Source organism: Castellaniella hirudinis (assembly GCF_047468865.1).
GTDB classification, from domain to species: domain Bacteria; phylum Pseudomonadota; class Gammaproteobacteria; order Burkholderiales; family Burkholderiaceae_B; genus Castellaniella; species Castellaniella hirudinis_A.
In genome coordinates this window covers 188,423-211,292 of record NZ_JBLGTV010000005.1, presented here as the reverse complement: position 1 = coordinate 211,292, position 22,870 = coordinate 188,423, and the positions used below count along the sequence as shown (strand labels likewise).

At 63.3% G+C, this 22,870-nt stretch carries 20 protein-coding genes, 2 tRNA genes and 6 pseudogenes; 9 read left to right on the top strand and 19 right to left on the bottom strand.

Annotated elements, in window-relative coordinates:
- Positions 1-298 (bottom strand): annotated as a pseudogene (locus tag ACMHYJ_RS09105) (hypothetical protein); the annotation flags it as partial.
- 184 nt (positions 299-482) lie between these two features.
- Here ACMHYJ_RS09105 and ACMHYJ_RS09100 point away from each other — a divergent pair.
- Complete coding sequence (locus ACMHYJ_RS09100) at positions 483-1,244, top strand: hypothetical protein (RefSeq protein ID WP_414245855.1); 762 nt, start codon at positions 483-485, stop codon at positions 1,242-1,244.
- A 27-nt stretch (positions 1,245-1,271) separates the two neighbouring features.
- Here the strand turns inward: ACMHYJ_RS09100 and ACMHYJ_RS09095 are convergent.
- The 12 genes and pseudogenes from ACMHYJ_RS09095 to scpB all read right to left on the bottom strand — a co-directional run.
- Positions 1,272-1,619: pseudogene (locus tag ACMHYJ_RS09095) on the bottom strand (GNAT family N-acetyltransferase); the annotation flags it as partial.
- A 123-nt stretch (positions 1,620-1,742) separates the two neighbouring features.
- Positions 1,743-2,129: pseudogene (locus tag ACMHYJ_RS09090) on the bottom strand (YqiA/YcfP family alpha/beta fold hydrolase); the annotation flags it as partial.
- Between the two features lie 162 nt (positions 2,130-2,291).
- Positions 2,292-2,561 (bottom strand): annotated as a pseudogene (locus ACMHYJ_RS09085) (YqiA/YcfP family alpha/beta fold hydrolase); the annotation flags it as partial.
- Complete coding sequence (locus tag ACMHYJ_RS09080; protein WP_414245854.1) at positions 2,518-3,954, bottom strand: catalase; 1,437 nt, start codon at positions 3,952-3,954, stop codon at positions 2,518-2,520. The gene ACMHYJ_RS09080 and the pseudogene ACMHYJ_RS09085, both read right to left, overlap by 44 nt.
- A 531-nt stretch (positions 3,955-4,485) precedes the next feature.
- A complete protein-coding gene (typA, locus tag ACMHYJ_RS09075; RefSeq protein WP_414245853.1) occupies positions 4,486-6,306 on the bottom strand; it encodes a translational GTPase TypA in 1,821 nt (606 codons plus the stop codon).
- Positions 6,303-7,061 (bottom strand): tRNA pseudouridine(55) synthase TruB, encoded by a 759-nt coding sequence (truB, locus tag ACMHYJ_RS09070; RefSeq protein WP_414245852.1) that lies wholly within the window; start codon positions 7,059-7,061, stop codon positions 6,303-6,305. Before truB ends, typA begins: the two co-directional genes overlap by 4 nt.
- Positions 7,062-7,101: 40 nt before the next feature.
- Complete coding sequence (rbfA, locus tag ACMHYJ_RS09065) at positions 7,102-7,512, bottom strand: 30S ribosome-binding factor RbfA (protein ID WP_414245851.1); 411 nt, start codon at positions 7,510-7,512, stop codon at positions 7,102-7,104.
- A 14-nt stretch (positions 7,513-7,526) separates the two neighbouring features.
- The gene (gene infB / locus ACMHYJ_RS09060) at positions 7,527-10,544 is read right to left on the bottom strand and encodes a translation initiation factor IF-2 (protein ID WP_414245850.1); all 3,018 of its coding nucleotides are present in this window, start codon (positions 10,542-10,544) and stop codon (positions 7,527-7,529) included.
- Positions 10,545-10,598: 54 nt separating this feature from the next.
- Complete coding sequence (gene nusA, locus ACMHYJ_RS09055) at positions 10,599-12,083, bottom strand: transcription termination factor NusA (RefSeq protein WP_414245849.1); 1,485 nt, start codon at positions 12,081-12,083, stop codon at positions 10,599-10,601.
- Positions 12,080-12,550: a ribosome maturation factor RimP gene (rimP, locus tag ACMHYJ_RS09050; RefSeq protein WP_414245848.1), complete on the bottom strand. Its 471-nt coding sequence runs from the start codon at positions 12,548-12,550 to the stop codon at positions 12,080-12,082. Before rimP ends, nusA begins: the two co-directional genes overlap by 4 nt.
- A gap of 214 nt (positions 12,551-12,764) precedes the next feature.
- Positions 12,765-14,360 carry a 23S rRNA pseudouridine(2605) synthase RluB gene (rluB, locus tag ACMHYJ_RS09045; RefSeq protein ID WP_414245847.1) on the bottom strand — a complete coding sequence of 532 codons (1,596 nt, stop codon included), beginning with the start codon at positions 14,358-14,360 and terminating at the stop codon, positions 12,765-12,767.
- A pseudogene (gene scpB, locus ACMHYJ_RS09040) lies at positions 14,326-14,952 on the bottom strand (SMC-Scp complex subunit ScpB); the annotation flags it as partial. The gene rluB and the pseudogene scpB, both read right to left, overlap by 35 nt.
- 68 nt (positions 14,953-15,020) lie before the next feature.
- On the opposite strand from scpB, the gene ACMHYJ_RS09035 reads away from it, so the two are divergent.
- Positions 15,021-15,097 (top strand) — tRNA-Met (locus tag ACMHYJ_RS09035).
- A 188-nt stretch (positions 15,098-15,285) separates the two neighbouring features.
- Here the strand turns inward: ACMHYJ_RS09035 and ACMHYJ_RS09030 are convergent.
- Positions 15,286-15,501 (bottom strand): hypothetical protein, encoded by a 216-nt coding sequence (locus ACMHYJ_RS09030; RefSeq protein ID WP_414245846.1) that lies wholly within the window; start codon positions 15,499-15,501, stop codon positions 15,286-15,288.
- Between the two features lie 43 nt (positions 15,502-15,544).
- Between ACMHYJ_RS09030 and ACMHYJ_RS09025 the strand changes: the two genes are divergently transcribed.
- On the top strand, positions 15,545-15,736 hold the full coding sequence (locus ACMHYJ_RS09025) for a hypothetical protein (RefSeq protein WP_414245845.1): 192 nt from the start codon (positions 15,545-15,547) through the stop codon (positions 15,734-15,736).
- Here the strand turns inward: ACMHYJ_RS09025 and ACMHYJ_RS09020 are convergent.
- A complete protein-coding gene (locus ACMHYJ_RS09020; protein ID WP_414245844.1) occupies positions 15,733-15,996 on the bottom strand; it encodes a hypothetical protein in 264 nt (87 codons plus the stop codon). The genes ACMHYJ_RS09025 and ACMHYJ_RS09020 overlap by 4 nt on opposite strands.
- Before the next feature lie 843 nt (positions 15,997-16,839).
- On the opposite strand from ACMHYJ_RS09020, the gene ACMHYJ_RS09015 reads away from it, so the two are divergent.
- From ACMHYJ_RS09015 to ACMHYJ_RS09000, 4 genes and pseudogenes are all read left to right on the top strand, one after another.
- Positions 16,840-17,070, top strand: coding sequence for a hypothetical protein (locus ACMHYJ_RS09015; protein WP_414245843.1), 231 nt, complete (start codon positions 16,840-16,842; stop codon positions 17,068-17,070).
- A gap of 129 nt (positions 17,071-17,199) precedes the next feature.
- A pseudogene (locus ACMHYJ_RS09010) lies at positions 17,200-17,675 on the top strand (transposase).
- Positions 17,676-17,873: 198 nt separating this feature from the next.
- Positions 17,874-18,137 (top strand): helix-turn-helix domain-containing protein, encoded by a 264-nt coding sequence (locus ACMHYJ_RS09005; RefSeq protein ID WP_414245842.1) that lies wholly within the window; start codon positions 17,874-17,876, stop codon positions 18,135-18,137.
- Between the two features lie 7 nt (positions 18,138-18,144).
- The gene (locus tag ACMHYJ_RS09000) at positions 18,145-19,497 is read left to right on the top strand and encodes a type II toxin-antitoxin system HipA family toxin (protein ID WP_414245841.1); all 1,353 of its coding nucleotides are present in this window, start codon (positions 18,145-18,147) and stop codon (positions 19,495-19,497) included.
- Between the two features lie 153 nt (positions 19,498-19,650).
- Here ACMHYJ_RS09000 and ACMHYJ_RS08995 read toward each other — a convergent pair whose 3' ends face one another.
- Together ACMHYJ_RS08995 and ACMHYJ_RS08990 are read right to left on the bottom strand one after the other, a co-directional pair.
- Positions 19,651-19,929: a type II toxin-antitoxin system RelE family toxin gene (locus tag ACMHYJ_RS08995; protein WP_414245840.1), complete on the bottom strand. Its 279-nt coding sequence runs from the start codon at positions 19,927-19,929 to the stop codon at positions 19,651-19,653.
- Complete coding sequence (locus ACMHYJ_RS08990; protein ID WP_414245839.1) at positions 19,919-20,167, bottom strand: type II toxin-antitoxin system Phd/YefM family antitoxin; 249 nt, start codon at positions 20,165-20,167, stop codon at positions 19,919-19,921. Before ACMHYJ_RS08990 ends, ACMHYJ_RS08995 begins: the two co-directional genes overlap by 11 nt.
- A 304-nt stretch (positions 20,168-20,471) precedes the next feature.
- On the opposite strand from ACMHYJ_RS08990, the gene ACMHYJ_RS08985 reads away from it, so the two are divergent.
- On the top strand, positions 20,472-20,921 hold the full coding sequence (locus ACMHYJ_RS08985) for a hypothetical protein (protein ID WP_414245838.1): 450 nt from the start codon (positions 20,472-20,474) through the stop codon (positions 20,919-20,921).
- Positions 20,922-20,931: 10 nt separating this feature from the next.
- Here ACMHYJ_RS08985 and ACMHYJ_RS08980 read toward each other — a convergent pair whose 3' ends face one another.
- Positions 20,932-21,663 carry an N-acetylmuramoyl-L-alanine amidase family protein gene (locus tag ACMHYJ_RS08980; RefSeq protein WP_414245837.1) on the bottom strand — a complete coding sequence of 244 codons (732 nt, stop codon included), beginning with the start codon at positions 21,661-21,663 and terminating at the stop codon, positions 20,932-20,934.
- A gap of 30 nt (positions 21,664-21,693) precedes the next feature.
- A tRNA-Ser gene (locus ACMHYJ_RS08975) sits at positions 21,694-21,783 on the bottom strand.
- A gap of 54 nt (positions 21,784-21,837) precedes the next feature.
- Here ACMHYJ_RS08975 and ACMHYJ_RS08970 point away from each other — a divergent pair.
- Entirely contained in the window at positions 21,838-22,821 is a 984-nt protein-coding gene (locus ACMHYJ_RS08970; RefSeq protein WP_414245836.1) for an NAD(P)H-quinone oxidoreductase, read from the top strand.
- Positions 22,822-22,870: the final 49 nt, after the last annotated feature.

Below are 22,870 nucleotides of genomic sequence, written 5' to 3'. Positions count from 1 at the left end.
GCAGGGCTTGCGGGCCGTCCAGGCGGTGTTCGACTTCCACATGGATCAGCAGCCAGGCACGCGTGCCGTCGCGCAGGTGCACTTGCGCCAGCTTATCGACCAGGCGGCGGCCTTTTTTGCCTGGCAAGACGATAGCTTGCAGTTCCTTATCGAGGAATTCCGGGGGGATGGCCCAGTCGATGGCCTGGTACAGTGCGGGGGTCAGCAGGGCCAGGGCCTGTGAGAAGTACAGTTCCAGCGCCAGCTTCCAGGGGCTGTCGTGGTCGTCGGCAGTGGACGGGGGCGGGCGTTTGGGCATGGCGGGCATCCGAGGGCATGGATGCCTCATTATTCCGGGGATCACCCGGCCCCAGGCGGGCAAGGGGACAGAAAGGGCATACCCGATTTCTCACGACAAAAAATCTTCACACGTCATGAAACCGAAACCTGTCCCCTGTTTTTCGCTTAGGCAATTGCAGCATGCCGCCCGGTACAATAGCGCCATGGATTCCAACAAAACAGCTTTTCTGCTTACCGACCCCCTGGCCGACCAGGTATCCGCCCAGGATCAGGCCCAGGGGGCCCTGCTGGCTCAAAACCTGTTTACCCAGGTTTTTCGTGAGGCCACCCAGGGCAAAACCCTGTCGCCCGCCATCCAATCCCAGTTGGAAGCCGCCCTGGGCTGGGTGCACCGGGCCGGTGACCTGGACGCTCAGGCGGCACGGCTGGAGTTGCTGTTGATGGGGCTGGATCAATGGGGGCTGGCATTCAGCCAGGCGTTCCAGATTACGGCCATGCCTGGCCTGAGCGCCCTGATCAGCCAGCTGCGCACGGGCCTGTCCCCCCAGGCCGAAGCCAGGTTCTTGCAGAAATTCGAGCAAACCCAAACCCAGCCAGGCAGCGGGATTGATTTCAAAATCAATCTGCGGCGGCAAATCCATCTGGCGTTATGGCATGCCATGGGCAGCGCCGCCACGGCGGATGAAGCCCAGCCGATCCTGCAGGCGCTGGGCAGCCAATTGCTGGCGCTGAACCGGCAGATGCCCGACCTGGGCTGGCGTCTGGTGGCCGACGCCCTGGCCCATATGCAAATCCGCCTGCTGCGGGACGCCCAGGCTTCCGGGCAAAGCCAGGCGGGCACGCAGCAGCTGCTGGCCGCGCTGCGCCAAGCCATGCCGCTGGACGACTACCAGCGCATCATGGCCCATGCCACGCAGGCGCTGCTTGCCTGGCAGCGCCACCCGCGCCAGACCGAGCCGTCCTGAACAGCCCGGGCCCGGCGCACATCCCGATCAAAACACCAGGCGCATCAGCCGATGGGGGATGCCGGCGTCCATGAAAGTGTCGCCTTCTTCGACAAAGCCATGACGGGCATAAAAGGGCCGGGCATGCAATTGGGCGGCCAGCACCACCTGGGTGTCGCCCCGTTCGCGGGCCGCCCGCACCAAAGCCATCAATAATCGGGATCCCACCCCCTTGCCCCGCCCAGGCTGGCGCACGGCCATGCGGCCGATGTGCCCGTCGGGCAGCAAGCGCCCCGTGCCCAGGGGGATGCCGGCTGCATCAAAGACCAGGGCGTGCAGGCACTCGGCGTCCATGGCGTCCATCTCTTCTTCAGGCGGAACATGCTGCTCCTGCACGAAGACTTCCAGGCGAATGGCGGATGCCTGGTCGCCCAGCAAAGCCCAATCGCCCAGCACCAAACGGTTCGCATCGGCATCCGGCGCATCCGGCGCACCGGACGGACGCCGCGACGAACCGGCCAGCACGAAGTCCAGGACTTCGGGCAGATAGGCGTCAAAATCCGCAATCCCGTGGTCGCTGCCCTGGATGATGCGCTGCCGGGCACCCGCGAAGCGCGCCTGCATCTCGCGCCAATCCAGAACTTCGTCGCCCGTGGCGGCCAGCAGGAAATAGCGGTCTGGCTGCGTCAGCGCGGGAATATCCGCTTCGGCGCGGGCCAGTTCATCGACATGAACGGGCAGGAATTCAAAGGGTTCATCCCCGTGAAACGTGCGGTGTGAGCCCACCTGGGTAGCCAGATCGCGGGCGGCCCGCACCACGGGATTCAACAGCACGGCGCGGCAGCCCAGGCGTTCGGCCAGCCAAGTGGCATAAAAGCCCCCCAGCGAAGACCCGATGACGACCAGGGGCGGCGCCGGCGGCAACAAAATATCAGCCCCGGTCGTCGCCCCGATCTGCCCCGACGACAAGCTATCAGCCCCGGTCGCCCTGACCTGCCCCGGCGACAAGATATCGGCCCCGGTCGCCCCGATCTGCGTCGGCGACAAGGTATCGACCCCAACCGGCCCGGGCGGCAAAGTGCCCGCCGCCCCGGTGCCGCGGGCCGACGCCGGCACATACCCCCGCGCCGCCGCCAAATCCAGCGCCAGGCGCAAGGCGGCGGCCGGGCTGGCGGGCAACTGCGGACAGCACCAGCGCGCCGCCAGGCCGCGCCGGGCCAGCTCGGCCGCCATCAGACGCGATTTGTACGATTCGGGCGAAGACCGGAAGCCGTGCAAATACAGGATCACTGGCTTACCCCTGCAAAGCCTGAATCGCGGCCGCCACCCCGGCCCCATAGGCCGGATCGGCCTGGGTACAGTGCTGGATGTGCAGCGCATGCACATCGGGCGTGACCCCCGCAATGGCCCGCGCGGTATTGTCGAACAGCGCCTGCTGCTGGGCGGGCGACATCAGGCGGAACAAATTGCCCGGCTGCGAAAAATAATCGGTGTCCTCGCGGTGGTTCCAGTGATCCGCCGCGCCTTCCAGGCTGAGGGGCGGTTCGCGGAATTCGGGTTGCTCGGCCCATTCGCCGGCGCGGTTGGGCTGGTTGCCCGTCAAGCCGCCGTGATTGCCGTCCACCCGCATGGCCCCATCGCGGTGAAAGCTGTGATAAGGACAACGCGGCGCATTGACCGGAATCTGGTGGTGATTGACCCCCAGACGGTAGCGCTGGGCATCGCCGTAGGAAAACAGGCGGGCCTGCAGCATGCGGTCGGGCGAAAAGCCGATGCCCGGCACCACATTGGCCGGCGTGAACGCGGCCTGTTCGACTTCGGCGAAGAAATTGTCGGGATTGCGGTTGAGTTCCAGCACCCCCACCGGGATCAAGGGATAATCGCCGTGCGGCCAGACCTTGGTGAGATCAAAGGGATTCAGGTGGTAGCTGCCGGCGTCTTTTTCCGGCATGATCTGCACCGACAGCGTCCAGCGCGGGAAATCGCCCTGGGCGATGTGTTCGTGCAGGTCGCGCTGCGAACTTTCACGGTCGCGGCCGATGATCTCGCCGGCCTGGGCATCGCTCAGGTTGCGGATGCCCTGCTGGGACTGGAAATGGAATTTCACCCAGAAGCGTTCCTGATCGGCATTGATGAAGCTGAAGGTATGGCTGCCGAACAAATGCATGTGGCGGTAATCGGACGGAATCCCCCGGTCGCTCATGACGATGGTGATCTGGTGCAGGGCCTCGGGCAGGCCAGTCCAGAATTCCCAGTTGTTCTGGGCGCTGCGCAAGCCCGTGCCGGGATCGCGTTTGACCGCGTGGTTCAGGTCGGGGAATTTCAGCGGGTCGCGGAAAAAGAACACCGGCGTATTGTTGCCCACCAGATCCCAGTTGCCTTCTTCGGTGTAGAACTTCATGGCCACGCCCCGGATGTCGCGCTCGGCATCGGCGGCGCCGCGTTCGCCGGCCACCGTGGAAAAACGGATGAACATCGGGGTCTGTTTGCCCACCTCGGAAAAAATGGCCGCCCGTGTATAGCGGGTGATGTCGTGGGTGACGGTAAACGTGCCATGGGCCCCGGCCCCCTTGGCGTGCATGCGGCGCTCGGGGATGACTTCGCGGTCGAAGTGGGCCAGTTTTTCGAGCAGCCAGACGTCCTGCAGCAAGGCGGGGCCCCGCGGGCCGGCCGTCATGATGTTCTGGTTATCGACAACAGGGGCCCCTGCGGCAGTGGTCAGTTTTTTCATGGATGTTCTCCTGTAGAGTCCAGCAGTGCCCGCGGCACTGCAATAGCCGGGACATCGGCATGGCATTCAGTCTAACCAAGCCAATGATTTAAATAAAATTAATTATTTCTTATAAATCATTAGCTTTAATCTATGGATTGCCGACCGGCCGCCAATGTCAACCGCCTGGCCGGCGCCCTCAGCGTACCCCCGGCCGCCCAGCACAGGCAAGCCACCCGCTGTTGCAAAGTTTCAGGCGCGATCCCGCACGCGGCGGACAATCATCAAAACATCCTGGCGATGGAATCGGCATCCCATTTCGGGAGGCAGTCCATGCCGGGCGCACCAAATAAAAACCACCGCCTGCAATCCAACAAGCGGTGGTTCAGTGTTCAGCGCGCCATCTGCCCGCCAGGCATGCGCGCCCGCATCGCTCGGTGCACAGGCCGGCGGCGGCCACCGCGCCTCACGCGGGCGGTCACGCACCAGCGGCCGAATGCGCCCCGATGCGGGTCTGCACCCGCGCCTGACGCGAGGGCAGACGCCGGCGGATCAGGCGGATTCGCGCAGGCTGCGGCGGCGTTCGTGTTCCTGCAGGTAGCGCTTGCGCAAGCGGATGGATTTCGGCGTGACTTCGACCAGTTCGTCATCGGCGATGAATTCCACCGCGTATTCCAGATTGAGCGCCACGGGCGGCACCAGGTCGATGTGCTCGTCCTTGCCGGACGCCCGCACGTTGGTCAGTTTCTTTTCCTTGATGGGGTTGACCACCAGGTCGTTGTCGCGCGAGTGGATGCCGATGATCATGCCTTCGTACACCGGATCCTGGGGCGAGACAAACATGCGGCCGCGTTCCTGCAGCTTCCACAGGGCATAGGCCACCGCCGTGCCGTCGTCCTGGCTGATCAGCACGCCATTGCGGCGTTCGCCCACGCCGCCTTCGCGCATCGGCGCGTAGTCGTCGAAGATATGGCTCATCAGGCCCGTGCCCCGCGTCAGCGTCATGAATTCGCTTTGGAAGCCGATCAGGCCACGGGCGGGGATGCGGTATTCCAGGCGGGTGCGGCCCCGGCCATCGGGCTGCATATCCTGCAAGTCGCCCTTGCGGCGGCCCAGTTCTTCCATCACGCCGCCCTGGTGCGAATCCTCCACGTCCACGGTCAGCAGTTCGTAGGGTTCGCAGCGCACCCCGTCGATATCCTTGTACATCACGCGCGGGCGCGACACGGCCAGCTCGTAGCCTTCGCGACGCATGTTTTCCAGCAGGATCGTCAGGTGCAGTTCGCCCCGGCCACAGACCTCGAAAACGGTGTCGTCGTCGGTGTCGTTGACCCGCAGCGCCACATTGGATTTCAGTTCTCGATCCAGGCGTTCGCGCAGTTGGCGGCTGGTGACGAACTTGCCTTCGCGCCCGGCCAGCGGCGAGGTGTTGACCATGAAGTTCATGGTCAGGGTGGGTTCGTCGATGCGCAGCATGGGCAGGGCTTCGGGCGTTTCCGGGTCCGTCAGCGTGCAGCCGATGCCGATATCCTCAATGCCGTTGATCAGCACGATGTCGCCCGCCTCGGCGGAATCCACCAGCACGCGATCCAGGCCATGGAATTTCAGCACCTGATTGACGCGGCCCTTGAAGGACTGGCCGTCCGGGCCGAACTTGCCGACCACGTCCTGGCCCGCGTGCAAGCGGCCCCGGTTGATGCGGCCCACGCCGATCTTGCCCACGTAGCTGCTGTAGTCCAGCGAAATGATCTGCAGCTGCAGGGGGCCGTCGGCGTCGTCTTCGCGCTGCGGCACGTACTGCAGAATGGCATCGAACAAGGGGCGCATGTCGCCCGAACGCACCTCGTCGGTCAGGCCGGCGTAGCCGGACAGGCCCGAGGCGTAGATCACCGGGAAATCCAGTTGTTCCTCGGTAGCCCCCAGCTTGTCGAACAGGTCGAACGTGGCATTCACCACGAAATCCGGGCGCGCGCCCGGGCGGTCGACCTTATTGACCACGACGATGGGCTTCAGGCCCAGGGCCAGCGCCTTGCGCGTCACGAAACGGGTCTGCGGCATCGGGCCCTCGACGGCATCGACCAGCAGCAGCACGCCGTCCACCATGGACAGCACGCGCTCGACTTCGCCGCCGAAATCGGCGTGGCCCGGGGTGTCGATGATGTTGATGTGTGTGCCTTCGTATTCGACCGCGCAGTTCTTGGCCAGGATCGTGATGCCGCGCTCGCGTTCGATATCGCCCGAATCCATGACGCGCTCGGACACCTGCTGGTTGTCGCGAAACGTGCCGGACTGCCGCAGCAGTTGGTCGACGAGAGTGGTTTTGCCATGGTCCACGTGGGCAATGATGGCCACGTTGCGCAAAGCTCGCTTCATAGGATGTTTTCCTCGGTAGAAACACTTGCTGGACGCAGTCCGTCCGGCAAGGCATGTAAAGGGATCAGCGCCGATGCCGGCGCTTCGAGGGCCTGCAAGGCTTCCAGGCCGATGGCCTGTTCAATGGAGAACGGCCCCGCCGCGGTGCGCCGCAAGGCCGACAAATGCCCCAGGCAGCCCAGGGCGCGGCCGATGTCCTGGGCCAGGGTGCGGACATAGGTGCCTTTGCTGCAATGCACGCGCACGCGGGCGGTCTGGCCGTCGCACGCCAATAAATCCAAGGCATGGATGGTGATCCGCCGGGGCGGACGTTCCAGTTCGATGCCCTGGCGGGCGTATTCGTACAAAGGCTTGCCGTCGCGTTTCAGGGCCGACACCATGGGAGGAATCTGTTCGATTTCCCCGCGAAAGCCCTCCAGCGCGGATTCCAGGGCATCGGCCCGCACCCCGGAAAAATCCGCGCCGGCACGGGCGACGATATGGCCGGTCAGGTCGCCACTGTCGGTTTCTTCGCCGAACGTGATGGTGGCCTCGTAGATTTTGTCGGCTTCCAGCATGGCGGCGGAAATCTTCGTGGCCCGGCCAAAGCAGCAGATCAGCAGCCCCGTGGCAAACGGATCCAGCGTGCCCGTGTGGCCCGCCTTGCGGGCGTCCACCGCGCGCTTGGCGCGCTGCAGCGCGTGATTGCTGGAAAGGCCTTCGGGTTTGTCCAACAGCAGGACGCCGTCGAGCAACTGCCCACGTCGGGAAGCCATCGTTCTATCCGTTTTAAAAAGATGAGTGACGACCGCCCGATCAGGGCTGGTCGTCCGGGTGTTCGAGTTCGGGGATGTCCGAGGCGCCTGCCTGGGGACGATTGGCCCGGTCGATGAGCTGGGAGAGTTCGATCCCGCGTGCCAGGTGCGCATCGTGGAAGAAGCGCAGGGTGGGAACCGTGTGGATGTGCAGCAGCTTGAACAACTGCGAATGCAGCCAGCCGGCCTTGTCGTTCAGGGCCTTGGCAGCGGTATCGGGCTCGGCCCCCAGCACGGTGAAATACACCTTGGCGTGGGCATAATCGGCAGACAGCTCCACCCCGGTCAGGGTGATGAGCCCGGCCTGCGCGATGTCCAGTTCGCGTTGCACCAGGCCGGCCAGATCCTTTTGGATTTGATCGGCCAGGCGCGTATTGCGACTGGGATTGGGTTTGGATTGATGACGGCCCATGATGATCCCTGCCCTTACAGCGAGCGGGCGATTTCCTTGATTTCAAAGACTTCGAGCTGGTCGCCGATCTCGATGTCGTTATTGCCCCTGAGGGTAATCCCGCAATCGAAGCCGGACTTGACTTCCTTGACATCGTCCTTGAAGCGGCGCAGGGAATCCAGCGTGCCGGTCCATTGAACCACGTGGTTGCGCAGCAGGCGAACCTGCGAATCGCGGCGCACCAGACCTTCCAGCACCATGCAGCCGGCGATGTTGCCGACCTTGGAGACAGTGAAGATCTCGCGGATTTCGACCATGCCGATGACTTCCTCGCGCTTTTCGGGCGCCAACATGCCGGAGAGCGCGTTTTTCACATCGTCGATGGCGTCGTAGATGATGTTGTAGTAGCGCAGGTCGATGTCGTTGGTCTCGGCCAGCTTCTTGGCGGACTGGTCGGCGCGCACATTGAAGCCGATGATCACGGCGCCGGAGGCGATGGCCAGATTGACGTCGCTTTCGGAAATGCCCCCGACCGCCGCATGCACCACCTGCACCCGGACTTCGTCCGTGGACAGCTTGAGCAGCGACTGCACCAGCGCTTCCTGGGACCCCTGCACGTCGGTCTTGACGATCAGCGGCAGGGTGCGCACGCCCTCGCCCAGGTTGTCGAACATGGATTCGAGTTTGGCGGCCTGCTGGCGGGCAAGCTTGACATCGCGGAACTTGCCCTGGCGGAACAAGGCGATTTCGCGGGCCTTGCGCTCGTCGGCCAACACCAGAACCTCGTCGCCCGCCGCGGGGACTTCGGCCAAGCCCTGGATTTCGACCGGCGTGGATGGCCCGGCCTCGGCGGTGGACTTGCCGGTGTCGTTGAGCATGGCGCGGATCTTGCCGAACGCCACCCCGGCCAGGACGGCATCCCCGCGATGCAGAGTGCCGCTTTGCACCAGAATGGTGGCCACCGGGCCACGGCCCTTGTCCAGGCGGGCTTCGATGACGATGCCCTTGGCCGGCGCATCCACCGGGGCCTTGAGTTCGAGGATTTCGGCCTGCAGCAGGACGTTTTCCAGCAGGTCGTCGATGCCCTGGCCGGTTTTCGCCGACACGGGAATGAAGGGCACGTCGCCGCCGTATTCTTCGGGCACGACTTCTTCGGCCACCAATTCCTGCTTGACGCGCTCGGGGTTGGCTTCGGGCTTGTCGATTTTGTTGATGGCGACCACCAGCGGCACATTGGCCGCCTTGGCATGGTGGATGGCCTCGCGGGTCTGCGGCATGACGCCGTCGTCCGCCGCCACGACCAGGATCACGATGTCCGTGGCCTGGGCGCCGCGGGCGCGCATGGCGGTAAAGGCTTCGTGGCCCGGGGTATCCAGAAAGGCCACCACGCCACGGTCGGTCTTGACGCGATAGGCGCCGATATGCTGGGTAATCCCCCCGGCCTCGCCCGTGGCGACCTTGGTGCGGCGGATGTAGTCCAGCAGCGAGGTCTTGCCGTGATCGACGTGGCCCATGACCGTGACCACCGGCGCACGCGGCAGGGCATCGGCCTCGGTGGCTTCGGTATCGGCCAGGAAGGCTTCCGGGTCGTCCAGCTTGGCCGCGATGGCCGTGTGGCCCAGTTCTTCCACCACGATCATGGCGGTTTCCTGATCCAGAATCTGGTTGATGGTGACCATCTGGCCCAGCTTCATGAGGTGCTTGATGACCTCGGCGGCCTTGACGGCCATCTTGTGGGCCAGATCGGCCACGGAAATGGTCTCGGGGACGTGCACCTCGCGGGCGATGAATTCGGCCTGTTGAGGTTCCGGGTGGTGTTCGGCCTGGCGGCGGCCCTTGCCCCGGCCGGATTTGCCCCGGCCGGATTTGCTGCCCGAGCGCCAGGCATCCTTGCCCGCCCCGGCGGACAAGGTATCGGCCTTGGAAGGTTTCTTGCGGCCGTCGTTGGACCAGCTGGAAGACACGTCCGCCGTCTTGATGACCTTCTTGCCTTCGGATTCTTTCTTGACGGCCGCTTTGCCCGCCGGCTTGTGCAGGGTCTTGGCGGCCTCGTCGGGCTCGGGCGCGCGCAGCACCTTGCGCGGCTGGCGCATCATCTCGCGCAGGGCGGCGGCTTCGGCCTCGGCGGCCTTGCGGGCGCGTTCGCGGTCGGAATCCGCCGGGGCGCGGCGGGCCTTGCCCGGCGTGGCGGCGGGGGCGGCCACAGGCGCAGTCGAGGATTCGGGGCGCGCGCTGCCGGGCTTGTGATTCTGCCGGGAGTCGGGCTGCGTGCGGGGAGTATGGCTAGAAGACGCCTGGCCGGCAGCGGACTGCGGCTTGGCAACAGGGGTGTCGATCACGATTTCCTGCTTGGTTTCCTTGGTTTCGATGGGAGCAGTGGCGGGCGCTGCCGGTGGGGCGGATTGCGGTGCGGGCGTTTGCGCCGCGTCGCCCGAAGCCGCCGTGACGGCCTGGGCGGGTGCGGCGGGCGCATCCTGGGGCGCGCCGGCCGGCGGGGTGTCCGCCGCGGCGAGCGTCGCCGGCTGGGCCGGGGCTTCGGCTTGCGGCGCGGCGGTGGGCGCGACGACGCCAGCCGAGGCGTGCGGATTTTCAGCGGGCACGGGGGCGGCGGGCGCCTGGGGCGCGGAGGCCGGCGCTTGCGGCGTGGCCGCCTCGGGGGCCGCAGCGGCAGGCGCGGCCTGCGATTGCGATCCGGCTTTGGCCTGCGCCGCCGCCAGTTGGGCCGCCTCGGCGCGCGCGGCATCCAGGAGTTCGGTGCGGTCGCGCTTGACCAAGACACGCTTCTTGCGGACTTCGACCTGGATGGTGCGCGACCGCCCGGAACCATCGGCCTGATGGATCTCGGACGTCTTGCGCCGGGTGAGGATGACCTTCTTGCCGGAGTCGGTGCCGTGCGAACGCCGCAGGGATTCCAGCAAGGCGCCTTTATCCGCCTCGGTCACGTCCGCGTTCACCGAGTCGAGCTGGACGCCGGCCGCGCGGAAATGATCCAGCAGAACGTTGGCGGGCATATTCAGTTCTTCGGCGAATTGGGCGACAGTGTTACTCGGCATTCGACTCTCTCTTTGACTTCGTTAATGGGGCGGCGGGGCTGATGAGACCGGAGGCTAGGCCTCGTCGTCTTCAAACCAGTGGGCCCGCGCCTGCATGATCATGTCGCTGGCGGCGTCTTCCGGCAGCCCCGTGATCTCGGCCAGTTCGTCCGCGGCCAGTTCGGCCAGATCGTCCAGGGTGACGATATGGTTTTCCGCCAGCTTGGCCACCAGTGCGGCATCCATGCCCTGGATTTCGAGGAGATCCTGGGCGGTCTGGACGCGCTCCTCCTGGGCGATGGCTTCGGTCAGCAGGGCGTTGCGCGCGCGGGTGCGCAGTTCGTTGACCGTTTCCTCGTCGAAGGCTTCGATATCCAGCAATTCTTGCAGGGGCACATAGGCCACTTCTTCCAGCCCCGTAAAGCCTTCGTCGATCAGGATGTCGGCGACTTCCTCGTCCACGTCCAGGCGGGTGACGAACGCATGGCGCAAGGCCGTGCGCTCGGCATCCTGGCGATCCTGGCTTTCCTCGGGCGTCATGATGTTGATCTGCCAGCCGGTGAGCTCGGATGCCAGGCGCACGTTCTGCCCCCGGGCACCAATGGCCTTGGGCAGGTTTTCTTCGTCGACCACGACGTCCATGGCATGTTTTTCCTCGTCCACCAGGATGGATTCGACATGGGCGGGGGCCAGCGCGCCAATGACGAATTCGGCGGGATCGTCGGCCCAGAGGACAATGTCGACCTGTTCGCCGCCGAGTTCGTTGCGCACGGCGGTAACACGCGAACCACGCATGCCCACGCAAGTGCCGATCGGGTCGATACGCTTATCGTAAGCCACCACGGCGATTTTGGCACGCACGCCGGGATCGCGGGCGGCGGCTTTGATTTCAAGCAGGCCCTGTTCGATTTCCGGGACTTCGTTCTCGAAGAGTTCGCGGATGAAATCGGGGGCGGTGCGCGACAGGATGACCTGTTGGCCGCGCGCGGCATGGTCAATTTTAAGCACCCAGGCGCGCACGCGGTCGCCCGCGCGGATGTTTTCCTTGGGGATCATTTCCGCACGCGGCAAGCGGGCCTCGACCCGGCCGATTTCAATGATGGCATCGCCCTTGTCCAGGCGCTTGACCGTGCCCGCGACAATGGTTTCCCCCCGGTCGAGGAAGTCGTTGAGCACTTGTTCGCGCTCGGCATCGCGGATTTTCTGCAGGATGGCCTGCTTGGCCGCCTGCGCCCCGATCCGGCCGAACTCGATGGGTTCGAGAGGCTGCTCGATATACTCGCCGATCTCGATGCCCGGCACGATATCCTGCGCGTCGGTCAGGAGTTCCTGCGCGTCGGGTTCTTGCAGCCCGGCCTCGTCGGGCACCACCAGCCAACGACGAAAACCTTCGTGTTCGCCGGTCTGGCGGTCGATCGCCACGCGGATATCGACGTCTTCCTTGAAGCGTTTTTTCATGGCCGAAGCCAGCGCGCCTTCGAGCGCCCCGAAAACGACTTCGCGTTCGACGTTTTTTTCACGCGCCAAGGCGTCGACCAATAGAAGAATTTCGCGACTCATCGCTTCTTACCTTTGAAATCGAGGACGGGGTCCAGGTTGGCCCGGTCCACATCGTCAAAAGAAAACGGCAGCGTCTGGGGCTGCCCTGCCTGATCTTCGTATGCCAGACTGAGGACGGGGGTTTCGGTGCCTTCAACCTGCAAAATGCCGGTGAAGGCCTTACGCGACTGGACGGGTTCGCGCAGGCGGATCTGGACGCGCTGGCCGGCAAAGCGGACGTAATCCGCCAGGCGGCGCAACGGCCGATCCACCCCGGGGGAACTGACTTCCAGGCGTTTGTAGTCGATGTTCTCGACCTCGAAGGCGTGCGACAGCTGGTGCGAAACCTGTTCGCAATCCTCGATGCGCACCCCGCCGGGACGATCAATCGTGACACGCAAAAGCCCCAGAGGCGCGCGTTCCACATCGACCAGTTCCACATCGAACCCCAGCAAAGCCTGCTGGGTGACTGCAAAGATATCCGCCATAAAATCCAAAAAAAAGGGGCTGTCCAGCAGCCCTTGGTAGGCCCTGCGGCCTGTGCCGCAAGACGGTCTGAAGAATCGCCGAAAACCTGCGCACAGCACCGGGCAACACCAAAAGCCGCCACAATGCACCGCAGGTTTCCTTGGGCACAGCACAAAATGCTGTAAAGCCTTAGATTATAACAGCATTTGTTGTGGACATCAGGTTTTTTTAATTTCAACGTCCACGCCCCAGGCGGGCCAGTTGGGACTCGTGCGCGTGCGCCCCCTGTGGCTGGTGCTCGCCGCCCCCCTGACCCCGAGGCTTGCCGGGCCGGCGGCCAGGCTTTTTGGCCTGAGGCTTGGGGGGCTTGACCGCCTTCGGCGCCGGCGGCTGGGTGGCGGCCCCGTCTTGCCGCGCCACAGCCTTGGCCTTGTGTCCCTTGGCTTTGTGCGGCTTTGCCGCCTGCGCCGCCGCAGCCTTGGGCGGCGCGGATTTTTTCGCCGCCGACCCTGCCGCCCGGGCCGGCTTAGCCGGACGCGCGCCCTGCGGCTTTTTATTGCCGCGCGGCTTGTGGCCGTCGACGTCCATGCCCCGACCCGCATCGGGATGACCATTGGCCAGCCCGCCGCTGATCAGCAAGCCCGTGGTGAAGGGGTCGATGGCCTGCTGGCGCCCGCCCGACAAACGGCCCCGGCGGTTGAATCGGGCGCCGTTCTGGCCATTCTGGCCGGGCGTGCCGAAGCCGGGCGGCAAGGCGCTGGCATGCGACAAGGGCTGGCGCTCGGACTGCTCGTCGGCATCGTCGTCCACGGCCCGGATCAGGCCCAGGTGCACCATCAGGCCGCCCACCAGTTGGTCATCGAGCTCGTCCCAGCGGCCACGGCGCAAATTGCTGGGCAGGATGACCTCGCCGAAGCGGGTGCGAATCAAGCGGCTGACGGTCACGCCGGCCGCCTGGAACATGCGGCGAACCTCGCGGTTGCGACCCTCGGACAGGGTGACGCGATACCAGCGGTTGCTGCCTTCTCCGCCCAGGTATTCCAGGGAATTGAACTGCGCCGGGCCATCTTCGAGCTGGATGCCGTGGGTGAGCTCGGTTTGCTTTTCGTCGGTGAGCTCGCCCAGCACGCGCACCGCGTATTCGCGTTCGGCCCCGTACCGGGGATGCGACAAACGGTTGGCGAGTTCACCCGAGGTGGTGAAAATCAGCAGACCCTCGGTATTGAGATCCAGCCGCCCCACCGAGAGCCACTTGCCGCTGCGGATGCGCGGCAAGCGGGCAAAGACGGTGGCGCGGCCACCGGGATCGTCGTGGCTGACGATCTCGCCCGCCGGCTTGTGGTACAGGATGACGCGCGGCAGCTTGCCCGCCTTGGGGCGCGACACCAGCCGGCCATTGACCCGCACCTTGTCGTTGGGGCCCACCCGCTGCCCCACGTGAGCGGGCTCGCCGTTGACCGACACCCGGCCCGCCACGATAAGGTCTTCCATGTCGCGGCGCGACCCCACCCCGGCCTCGGCCAGCACCTTGTGCAGCTTGGGCATCAAGGCATCATTATGCAGATACGCATCCAGCCGCTGGGCAGTCTGATGATCGTTCAGGTAAGCCAAGGCGCGGTCGGCTTCTTCGGCGGTGCCCGCATCCGGCTCGGGACTGCGTTCGGCACCGGCGGCGTCCGCCGGGGCATCGCCGCGCCGGCGCCGGAAGGGGGTGCGCAACTTGCGCCCGCCGCGGGATCGCGCCGCTGCGGGGCGATCTTCGGACGGGGCCGATGACTTAGCGGCGGTCTCCGGGGTCGCCTGAGGCGTCACTTCGTGTTCTGCTGTCATGGAGTTCGGTGATTCCTTGAGGTTCTAATTGTGAGATCGAGGGTTCATCCAGGGGCAGTGCCCCCAGGGCGCGCTCCGCGGACTGATCGTCCAGGGCGGGCAGTTCGTCCAGCGCCCGCAGGCCCAGGTCATCCAGAAAACGGCGTGTCGTGCCCAGCAAAGCGGGCCGCCCCGGCGCATCCCGGTATCCCAGGGTTTCAACCCAGCCCCGGTCTTCGAGGGTGCGGATGATCTGCGCCGAAACGGTCACCCCGCGAATGTCCTCGATGTCGCCCCGGGTAACGGGCTGGCGCCACGCGACAATGGCCAGGGTTTCGAGCAGTGCACGGGAATAACGAGGGGGCTTTTCTGGATGAAGGCGCCCAAGATAACGCTGCATATCGGGACGGCTTTGGAACCGCCAGCCGCCGGCCAACTGCACCAGCTGCAAGCCGCGTTCTTGCCAATCGAGCTGCAGGGCAGCCAGATGGCGACGCAGGTCGTCCCCGGAAACGGTGTCTTCAAAGAGACTGCGCATCTGCACAATGGATAACGGTGCATCCGCACACAACAAGGCGGTTTCTAATACCCGCAAGATTTCCGTTGCCATCATTTTATCGTGAACTCCAAAGCTTTGCTTGCATTATTTTTGCAGACTATGTTATAGTTTAGTTCTTCAGACGCGGGATGGAGCAGTCTGGTAGCTCGTCGGGCTCATAACCCGAAGGTCATAGGTTCAAATCCTATTCCCGCAACCACCTTTAGAGATGGGTCGGTCACTAAAACGTGCCGGCCCATTTGCATTTCTGCCCACACGTGACCATCGGCGGCCAAATCCGGGCACACCGGCACCAGCATGTCGCCCAGCACCACTCGGGCTTGCTTCGTATCTGCCGCCAGGATCCTTCTGAGGCGCAACAGCATCTTCTTATAGATGGCCCCCATTCTATTCTGCACGACCGTCATGAGGCCCCCAACCGCGCACCGCGATAGCCTCGGCCACGGGCCGCACCCAGATCGGCGTGCAGGACAGCTGAAAGGTCTTGCCCGTGCGGGCCAGCAGGATGGTGCGGCCGATCTCCTTACCGATGGCCCGGGCGGTGCAGCGTGGCACGGCGTTGCCAATGTGCTCGCGGTGCACCTGGTCGGACGCGCCGTGCATCAGAAACGATCCACGGTTGGCCTCGGCGTAGTCGTCGGGGTATTTGACCCTGTCGGATCACGATGGGCTGCTGGAATTGCCGCGCACCCACGCGGTCATCAACGATATCCAGTGGCTGATCAAAAGCCTGCGCCACACGATCAACGATCAGGGCCTGACAACGGCCCTGGAGTTGGGGCGAATGGGGGGGGATGATGAGGGGGCGGCTGAAGAAAACGGGCAGGCCGAAGATTAAAGCCAGCCAAAGCCCTTGGCCATGACCGCCAGCATCGCTGCGAAACCGCCAATGATCCAGTAAAATTGGGTGCGCATGTCCCCGCGCATCTGACGGATGTCTACCCGGATGTCTGATATATCGCGCTGGATGTGTTCGACAGCGGCTTCAAGTTTTGCGACACGAGCTTCCATGTGCCCATTATCGCCGCCGCCACCCCCTGGCGCAACAACTTGCAGCGGATCGGCTTGGCCGAACAAAGAAACAACGTTATTTGCCATCGAGGCCACCTGTTTGCAATTGATTTTCAGCCCATTGCAGAACCATTCCCAAATCGAACAAGCGGATGTTGCCGCAGTTTCTGCAACGCATGCTGATGATGTCCACCCCGTACCGGCTCAAGTGAATCGCGCCATCGGTGCCAGAAGGCAGCACCTGGTGCTGACCATCCCCCCTGGTGTATACGTCCCAGCCTTCTGCGCCGCATTCCCGGCACCTTGTTTGTAATTTTTTGGCGGCAGAATACTGTCAAAAAATGCTGATTAAATCACCCGCCTGGATTTTTCGCTTATCACCATCATTTCCTTAAATAGCTTTTTGCGCCGCTGGCTGAATAGCAAAACTGCCCGCCTCTGGGGCCAGTACAGTAAGACCCGCTATTGCAAGTGCAGTGGCCAGTAGCCTGGCCCTCTTTGCCCTTGCTGACCGGCGCAAAACCATTACCCCCGGCATTGCCTGCGGAACAGCTTCGTTTGGATGCGCTGACCGACCCGTCGTTACAAACGAACGTCTTTCCCTGGCAGTGCGAGATGCCACCCTTTTTCCCAGAGCAGGGTTGATTGGCCGCCCAGGTTTGAGCTGAGAAAACAAGCAAAGGGAGCGCTAGGAATACGACATGGAATTTTTTTCTCAAACTGGAATTTCCCCCGTCGCCAGCATCCAGCCAAACGCTTCTTGATCCATCAGCACGACACCCATGGCTAACGCTGCGGTGAGTTTGGCGGGGCCTGCGTTTGGACCGGTGCACAGAAAGGGCAGCTTGGTTGCGACGCTTTTGCGTACGAGTAGCCCGGCTTCGCCAACCTGGAAATTTCGTCAAGCCCATAAAAAGGGATAGGCAATTCTTGCCCGAGGGCTTATGGTTATTGGTTCTCACGCCACACAACCAAAAAGAATCGCCGATACCAAATCGTACCACTGAACAACTGGATTTTGGGCGCCTCGGGCGGCGCCATCTGGAAGCGAATTTCGAGGGTGGAGACCTCAGTTCAGACGGCGGGCTGATGCCGCTGCGCCAGATTGACGCCCGCACGGGCCTGTCGCGCATGGCGGCCCGTGCGCTGACCGAGCGCTGACCGAGCGCCGAGCAGCCGGTCGTATTCAGCATCGCCTGCACGACATGCTGGCCCAACGCCTGTACGGCCTGTGCTGCGGCTACGAAGACCTGAACGATCACGATACCTTGCGCGCCGACTTGCTGATGCATGCGGATCATCATCCGGGGCGACTCGGGCTTTTGCCGCCAGCGGCTGATCCGCTGGTGCGAACGCAGCGACGTGCAGTACATCATTGTCATCGCCTGGAATACGGCGCCCAGGGCGCCAATCCGCGCTTCGTGGTCACCAACATTGCGGGCTCGGATGCCATGCAGTTGTACGAGCGACTGTACTGTGCCCGAGGCGAAGCCGAGAACCGCATCAAGGAAGCCCAGTTCGATCTGTTTGGCACGCGTGCCAGCTGCCACCGGTTCCTCGCCAATCAGTTCCGGCTGCTGCTGGCCGCGCTGGCTTATACGCTGATGCAGCGTCTGCGCGAGGTGGCACTCAAAGGCACCGAGCTGGAACGTGCCAGCGCCGCGACCATCCGGGTGCGTTTGCTGAAAATCGGTGCGGCGATCGTGCGCAATACCCGCCGGGTGCGCATCCTGCTGGCCTCGCACCATCCGCTGCGCCACGGTTAGAGCGACTTCACCTCTTTCTAAAACCCACGAAGAACAGCCAAAGATAAATGCCCACTTTCTGCTGATTCACCCTTCCACAAACCATAGACTGTAAATATAAAATACAATTTATGGACTGTATTTTTCTTATCTCGCCAGTTGCATATCGTCGTTTTACAAAGTAAAATTTGTATACTGGAAATACAAAGAGAGGTTTGTATGTCAGACTTCACAATCCGCACCGCGGAGCAGCTTCCCCTGCTGTTGCAAGCATTCCGAAAGCAAGCCGGTTTCACGCAAGCTGACCTCGCAAGCCGACTGGGCGTCACACAGCAGACGCTTTCCTCTCTGGAGCGCAATGCAGAAAAAGTCAGTGCTGGCCGACTACTGACGCTGTTGAGCGCACTCGGGGTAGAAATCGTGCTGCGTCAAAGCGGTGCCCCACACACACCCAAACCGCCATCAACCGCTCCCGACTGGTGAGTGTGACATGGGAAGGCGCTCACACACACGGACTCTGTATCTTTGGATGAACAACGCTTTCGTCGGCACTTGGCGCGTGCATCCCCATACGAGCGAGATGCTGCAGTATGACGACGGCTGGGTGGCCTCCGAACAAGGCCGACCGCTATCTCTATCCCTGCCGTTTACTCCAGGCAACCAGCCGCACCGCGGCGATGCTGTACGAGCCTACTTTGAAAACCTGCTCCCAGACAGCAAGACCATTCGCGAACGCATTGCGCGCCGGTTTCAGGCGGGCTCGACGCAGGCCTTCGCGTTGCTGGCCGAAGTCGGGCGGGACTGCGCAGGCGCATTACAAATACTTCCCGATGACGCCCCACCCCAAGGCGTTGAAGCGGTAAACGCCACGCCGTTGGACAATACGGGCGTGGCTCGTGTGCTGCGCGGCGCCCTGACGCCAGCACCACTGGACGGCCGAGACCTCGATGCAGATGATTTCCGAATTTCCATCGCGGGTGCGCAGGAAAAGACCGGACTGCTTTGGTTCAACGGCCAATGGCATCTACCCCGCGGGGCAACGCCAACTTCGCACATCCTCAAGTTGCCGCTGGGCTTGGTCGGCAATTTCAGGTTTGACATGAGCGAGTCAGTGGAAAACGAATGGCTATGTTCCAGAATTTTGCACGCCTATGGTCTGCCAGCGGCACAAACACAGGTTGTCGAGTTCGAGGATATGAAGGCGCTTGCCGTCGAGCGCTTCGACCGCAGGTGGTGGGAGGGTAAACAAGGCAATCGGTGGCTTCTGCGGCTGCCACAAGAAGACATGTGCCAGGCAACAGGGACGCCGCCGCACCTGAAGTACGAATCCGACGGCGGGCCTGGCATCCGCACCATCATGGAATTGCTGGCCACATCCAGCAAATCTGTCCATGACAAGCGCACATTCTTCCAGGCCCAAGTCCTGTTCTGGATGCTGCGGGCCACCGATGGCCATGCGAAGAACTTCAGCATTTTCCTGCGCGCCAGGGGCGCCTACGAACTTGCGCCGCTATACGATGTACTTTCCGCCTACCCGGTCATCGGCTCGGGAGCAAACCAGCTATCCCCATTCAAAGCGAAGATGGCCATGGCGGTACGCTCCAAGAATGCACATTGGGTCATGCGTGACATTGCACGACGGCATTGGGTGACAGTAGGGACAGTGCACGGCATCATGGCGCCGGACGGTCGGGGCGTCGAAGCGGTGCTCGACGAAATGGTCGCCCAAACCCCGGAGGTCGTGCATACGATTCGTGCGCAGTTGCCTGACGGATTCCCCGCGCACGTGGCGGACAGCATCCTCAGCGGGTTGCAGGCAGCGGCTGAAAAATTGGCCAAGTAACCAAGCATGCGAGCATGTTCGTCCACTCCTTCATGTAGGCGCTTTCGCCGCTGCCATGCGTAACAGCACACTGCTCATACAAAAATAATACAAAGTGATGAACCTCAATCGACGCGCATTCCGTACTTTGCTACCTGCCTTCGTTGCGAAGAATCAGCGCTTGTCCGCCACCGCATAGACTGCATTGCGTTCGCGCTTGCCGATGACAACAACGACGACCACTTCGGCATCGCGTACCTCACAGACCAGCCGATAGCCACTGGATTTCAGCTTGATTTTGTAGCGGTCGGCGTGGCCGGACAGCTTGGCGGCAGGCACATGCGGGTCTTGCACACGTTCAGTGAGTTTTTTCTTGAATTGTTCGCGCAGCGTGTTGTCGAGCTTGTGCCACTCTTTCAAGGCCTCGTCTTTGAACTTCAGCCTATAGGTCATCCAGGGAGACCTCGATTTCCGCTTGGCCTTGGCGGGCATTGGCGATAGCGTTCAACTCAAGGTCTTCCAGGCGGTTCAGCAAGGCTTCATAGGCCTTTGCAGGGACGCAATAGAACGCGGGCTCGTTGCGGTTGAGGATGGCGACGGGCGCCCCCTCGCCCGCCGCCACAGTACCCATGGGGTTGCGTTTGAGCTCAGAAACGCTGGCCGTCGTTTCGGCAAGAACAGTGTGAGCCATGTGGAGAGCCTCTATAAGAGTATTGTTAGATACCCTCATATTAGCACTCTAAACAGCTCTTTCAAATGAAAAAGACCGGAATGGTAAGCAAGGCTCGACACCGCCGTCCGGCTCAAGCCGATACAGATTTCTTTAAATCAGCCAAGGCTTCTTTGCCATGACTAAAATTTTCCCACGTCGTCGGCCATAAGAAGCCAGGAGCCCGAGGCGAACGCGAAAGCGAAAGCGGAATCGCTTGCTCCCGGCACGCCGGGCATGACATTATCTTCAGCCTGCCCAACATCCGCCAACCCACGGAGGCATCATGAACACAACGGCTTTGCGCATCGCCCTGGCCGGCGCACTGGCGGCCACCGGCTTGCCGGCCCACGCCGACGACGCCATCAGCTGCCGGCTGGAAAACGGGAAGACCCTGGCGCTGTCCGAGCTGGGCACCCAGCCGCGCTATACCTATGGCAAACCGGGTCAGCCCGAACTCGCGCTGCCCGCCGGCAAGGCCAAGCAGCAGGTCTACAAAGGCCGCGCCATGTTTTCGGGAGGCGGGGCCACCTACCTGCGTTTCACCAACGGGCCGTATAGCTATGTCGCGTACAGCGGCATCGGCAAGGGCTGGGAATTCACCGGGCTGATCGTCTACAAAGCCGACAAGGTCATCATGGCATCACGCTGCGCGTATTCGGATTTTCCCCTGGACAGCGACGCGATCCATGCTGCGGAAGACCCGGACGAGCAGTTTTCCTTCCCCCCGGAATAAGCGGATGCTTTCAGCGCCGCCCCGGCTGGCCACCGTATTGGCGGATGGCCGCCGCCACCCGCGCCACCATCGCCCGGCGCGCATCGGCCCGATCAAGCCAGGCCGCGTCCTGCCGGTCGGTCATCACCCCGATCTCCAACAGCACGGCGGGCACTCGGCTATGACGCAGCACCGCCAGGCCATCGTATTGATACACCCCCCGCCGCGCATCCAGAAAACGCCGGTTTTCACCGGGAATCTCGCGCGCATGGTAGGGGTTGGGTGAACGACCCATGGCATTCAATTGGTCGCCCAGCAGGGTTGCCAGTCGCAACGACCCGGCATAGTCGCCATTTTCAGCCGACACGAAAAGCGCATACCCCTGCACGGGCTGCCGGGTTTCATAGCCTGTCCGGCCCTGGCAGCGCACCGCCTTCAGGTCGTCCGGCTGAACCGAATCGTGGTGGATGGACAACAGCAGGGTGGCGGACAGCAGGTTCGCCAGTTGGGCACGGTCGAGCAGCCCGATGTCCTGACCCGGGCGACGCGTCAGCACGACCCGCCAGCCCGCGCTTTCCAGCGCCAGCGCCAATTCGCCGGCGAAGCGGTCGTTGTAGACGACTTCCCGCGCGCCGCAGACCCCCGTCGCCCCCGGGCTGGACGGGCCATGCCCGGGATCAAGCACCACCAGGGGGCCCGCCGCCGACGCATGGCAGGCGACAAACAGCATCAGGCCGCAGCCGGCCACCCGGAGCGATGTCATGCGACCAACCTGTGAAAAAAAGGGGGATTCTGGCGGAAGCGGTGAGATTCGAACTCACGGATGAGTTGCCCCATCGCCGGTTTTCAAGACCGGTCCATTCAACCGCTCTGGCACGCTTCCCCGGTGAAGACCGCAAGTTTAACGCATAATTAAGCCTGTGTTAGGAGTCCTGCCATGCAAGCCATTGAAATCACCCGCCCCGGCGGCCCCGAAGTCCTGTGCCTGACGGATCGCCCTACCCCGGTGCCCGGGCCGGGCGAGGTTCTGATCCAGGTGATCGCCGCCGGGGTCAACCGCCCCGACGTGTTCCAGCGTCAAGGCAGCTATCCTCCGCCCGCGGGGGCGTCCGATCTGCCCGGCCTGGAAATCGCGGGCCGCATCGTCGGCGGAGAGCCGGAAGCCGCCGGGCTGTCCCTGGGCGACGAAGTCTGCGCCCTGGTGGCCGGCGGCGGGTATGCGCAATACTGCGTGGCGCCCGCCGCCCAATGCCTGCCGGTGCCGCAAGGCCTGTCCATGATCGAGGCCGCCGCCCTGCCGGAAACCTATTTCACCGTCTGGAGCAACGTTTTCGACCGGGGCCGCCTGGCGCCCGGCGAGACCCTGCTGGTGCACGGCGGGGCCAGCGGCATCGGCACCACCGCCATTACGCTGGCGCACGCTTTCGGCCACACGGTGTACGCCACGGCGGGCAGCGCCGAAAGGGTGCAGGCCATCGAGGCCATGGGCTGCGCCACAGGCATCAATTACCGCACCCAGGACTTCGTCGAGGAAATCCACCGGCTGACCAATCACCGGGGCGTGGACGTCATCCTGGACATGGTCGCGGGCGACTACCTGCCGCGCAACCTGAAAGCCCTGGCCGATGATGGCCGGCTGGTGATGATCGCCCAACTGGGCGGCGCCCACGGCAACATGAACTGCTGGCAAGTGATGGCGCGCCGCCTGACAATCACCGGTTCCACCTTGCGGGCGCGGCCCGTGGCGTTCAAGGCGGCCATTGCCCAGGCCCTGCAGCAGCGGGTCTGGCCACTGCTGTCGTCGGGCGCCATCCAGCCCAAAATCTACGCCACTTTCCCCTTGAACGAAGCCTCCAAGGCTCATGCCATGATGGACGCGGGCGAGCAGATCGGGAAAATCGTCCTGACCCTGGACACCTGAACAGGCATCACTGTCAGGCGCATCGGCCCATGCTGCCGCCATCGGTCGC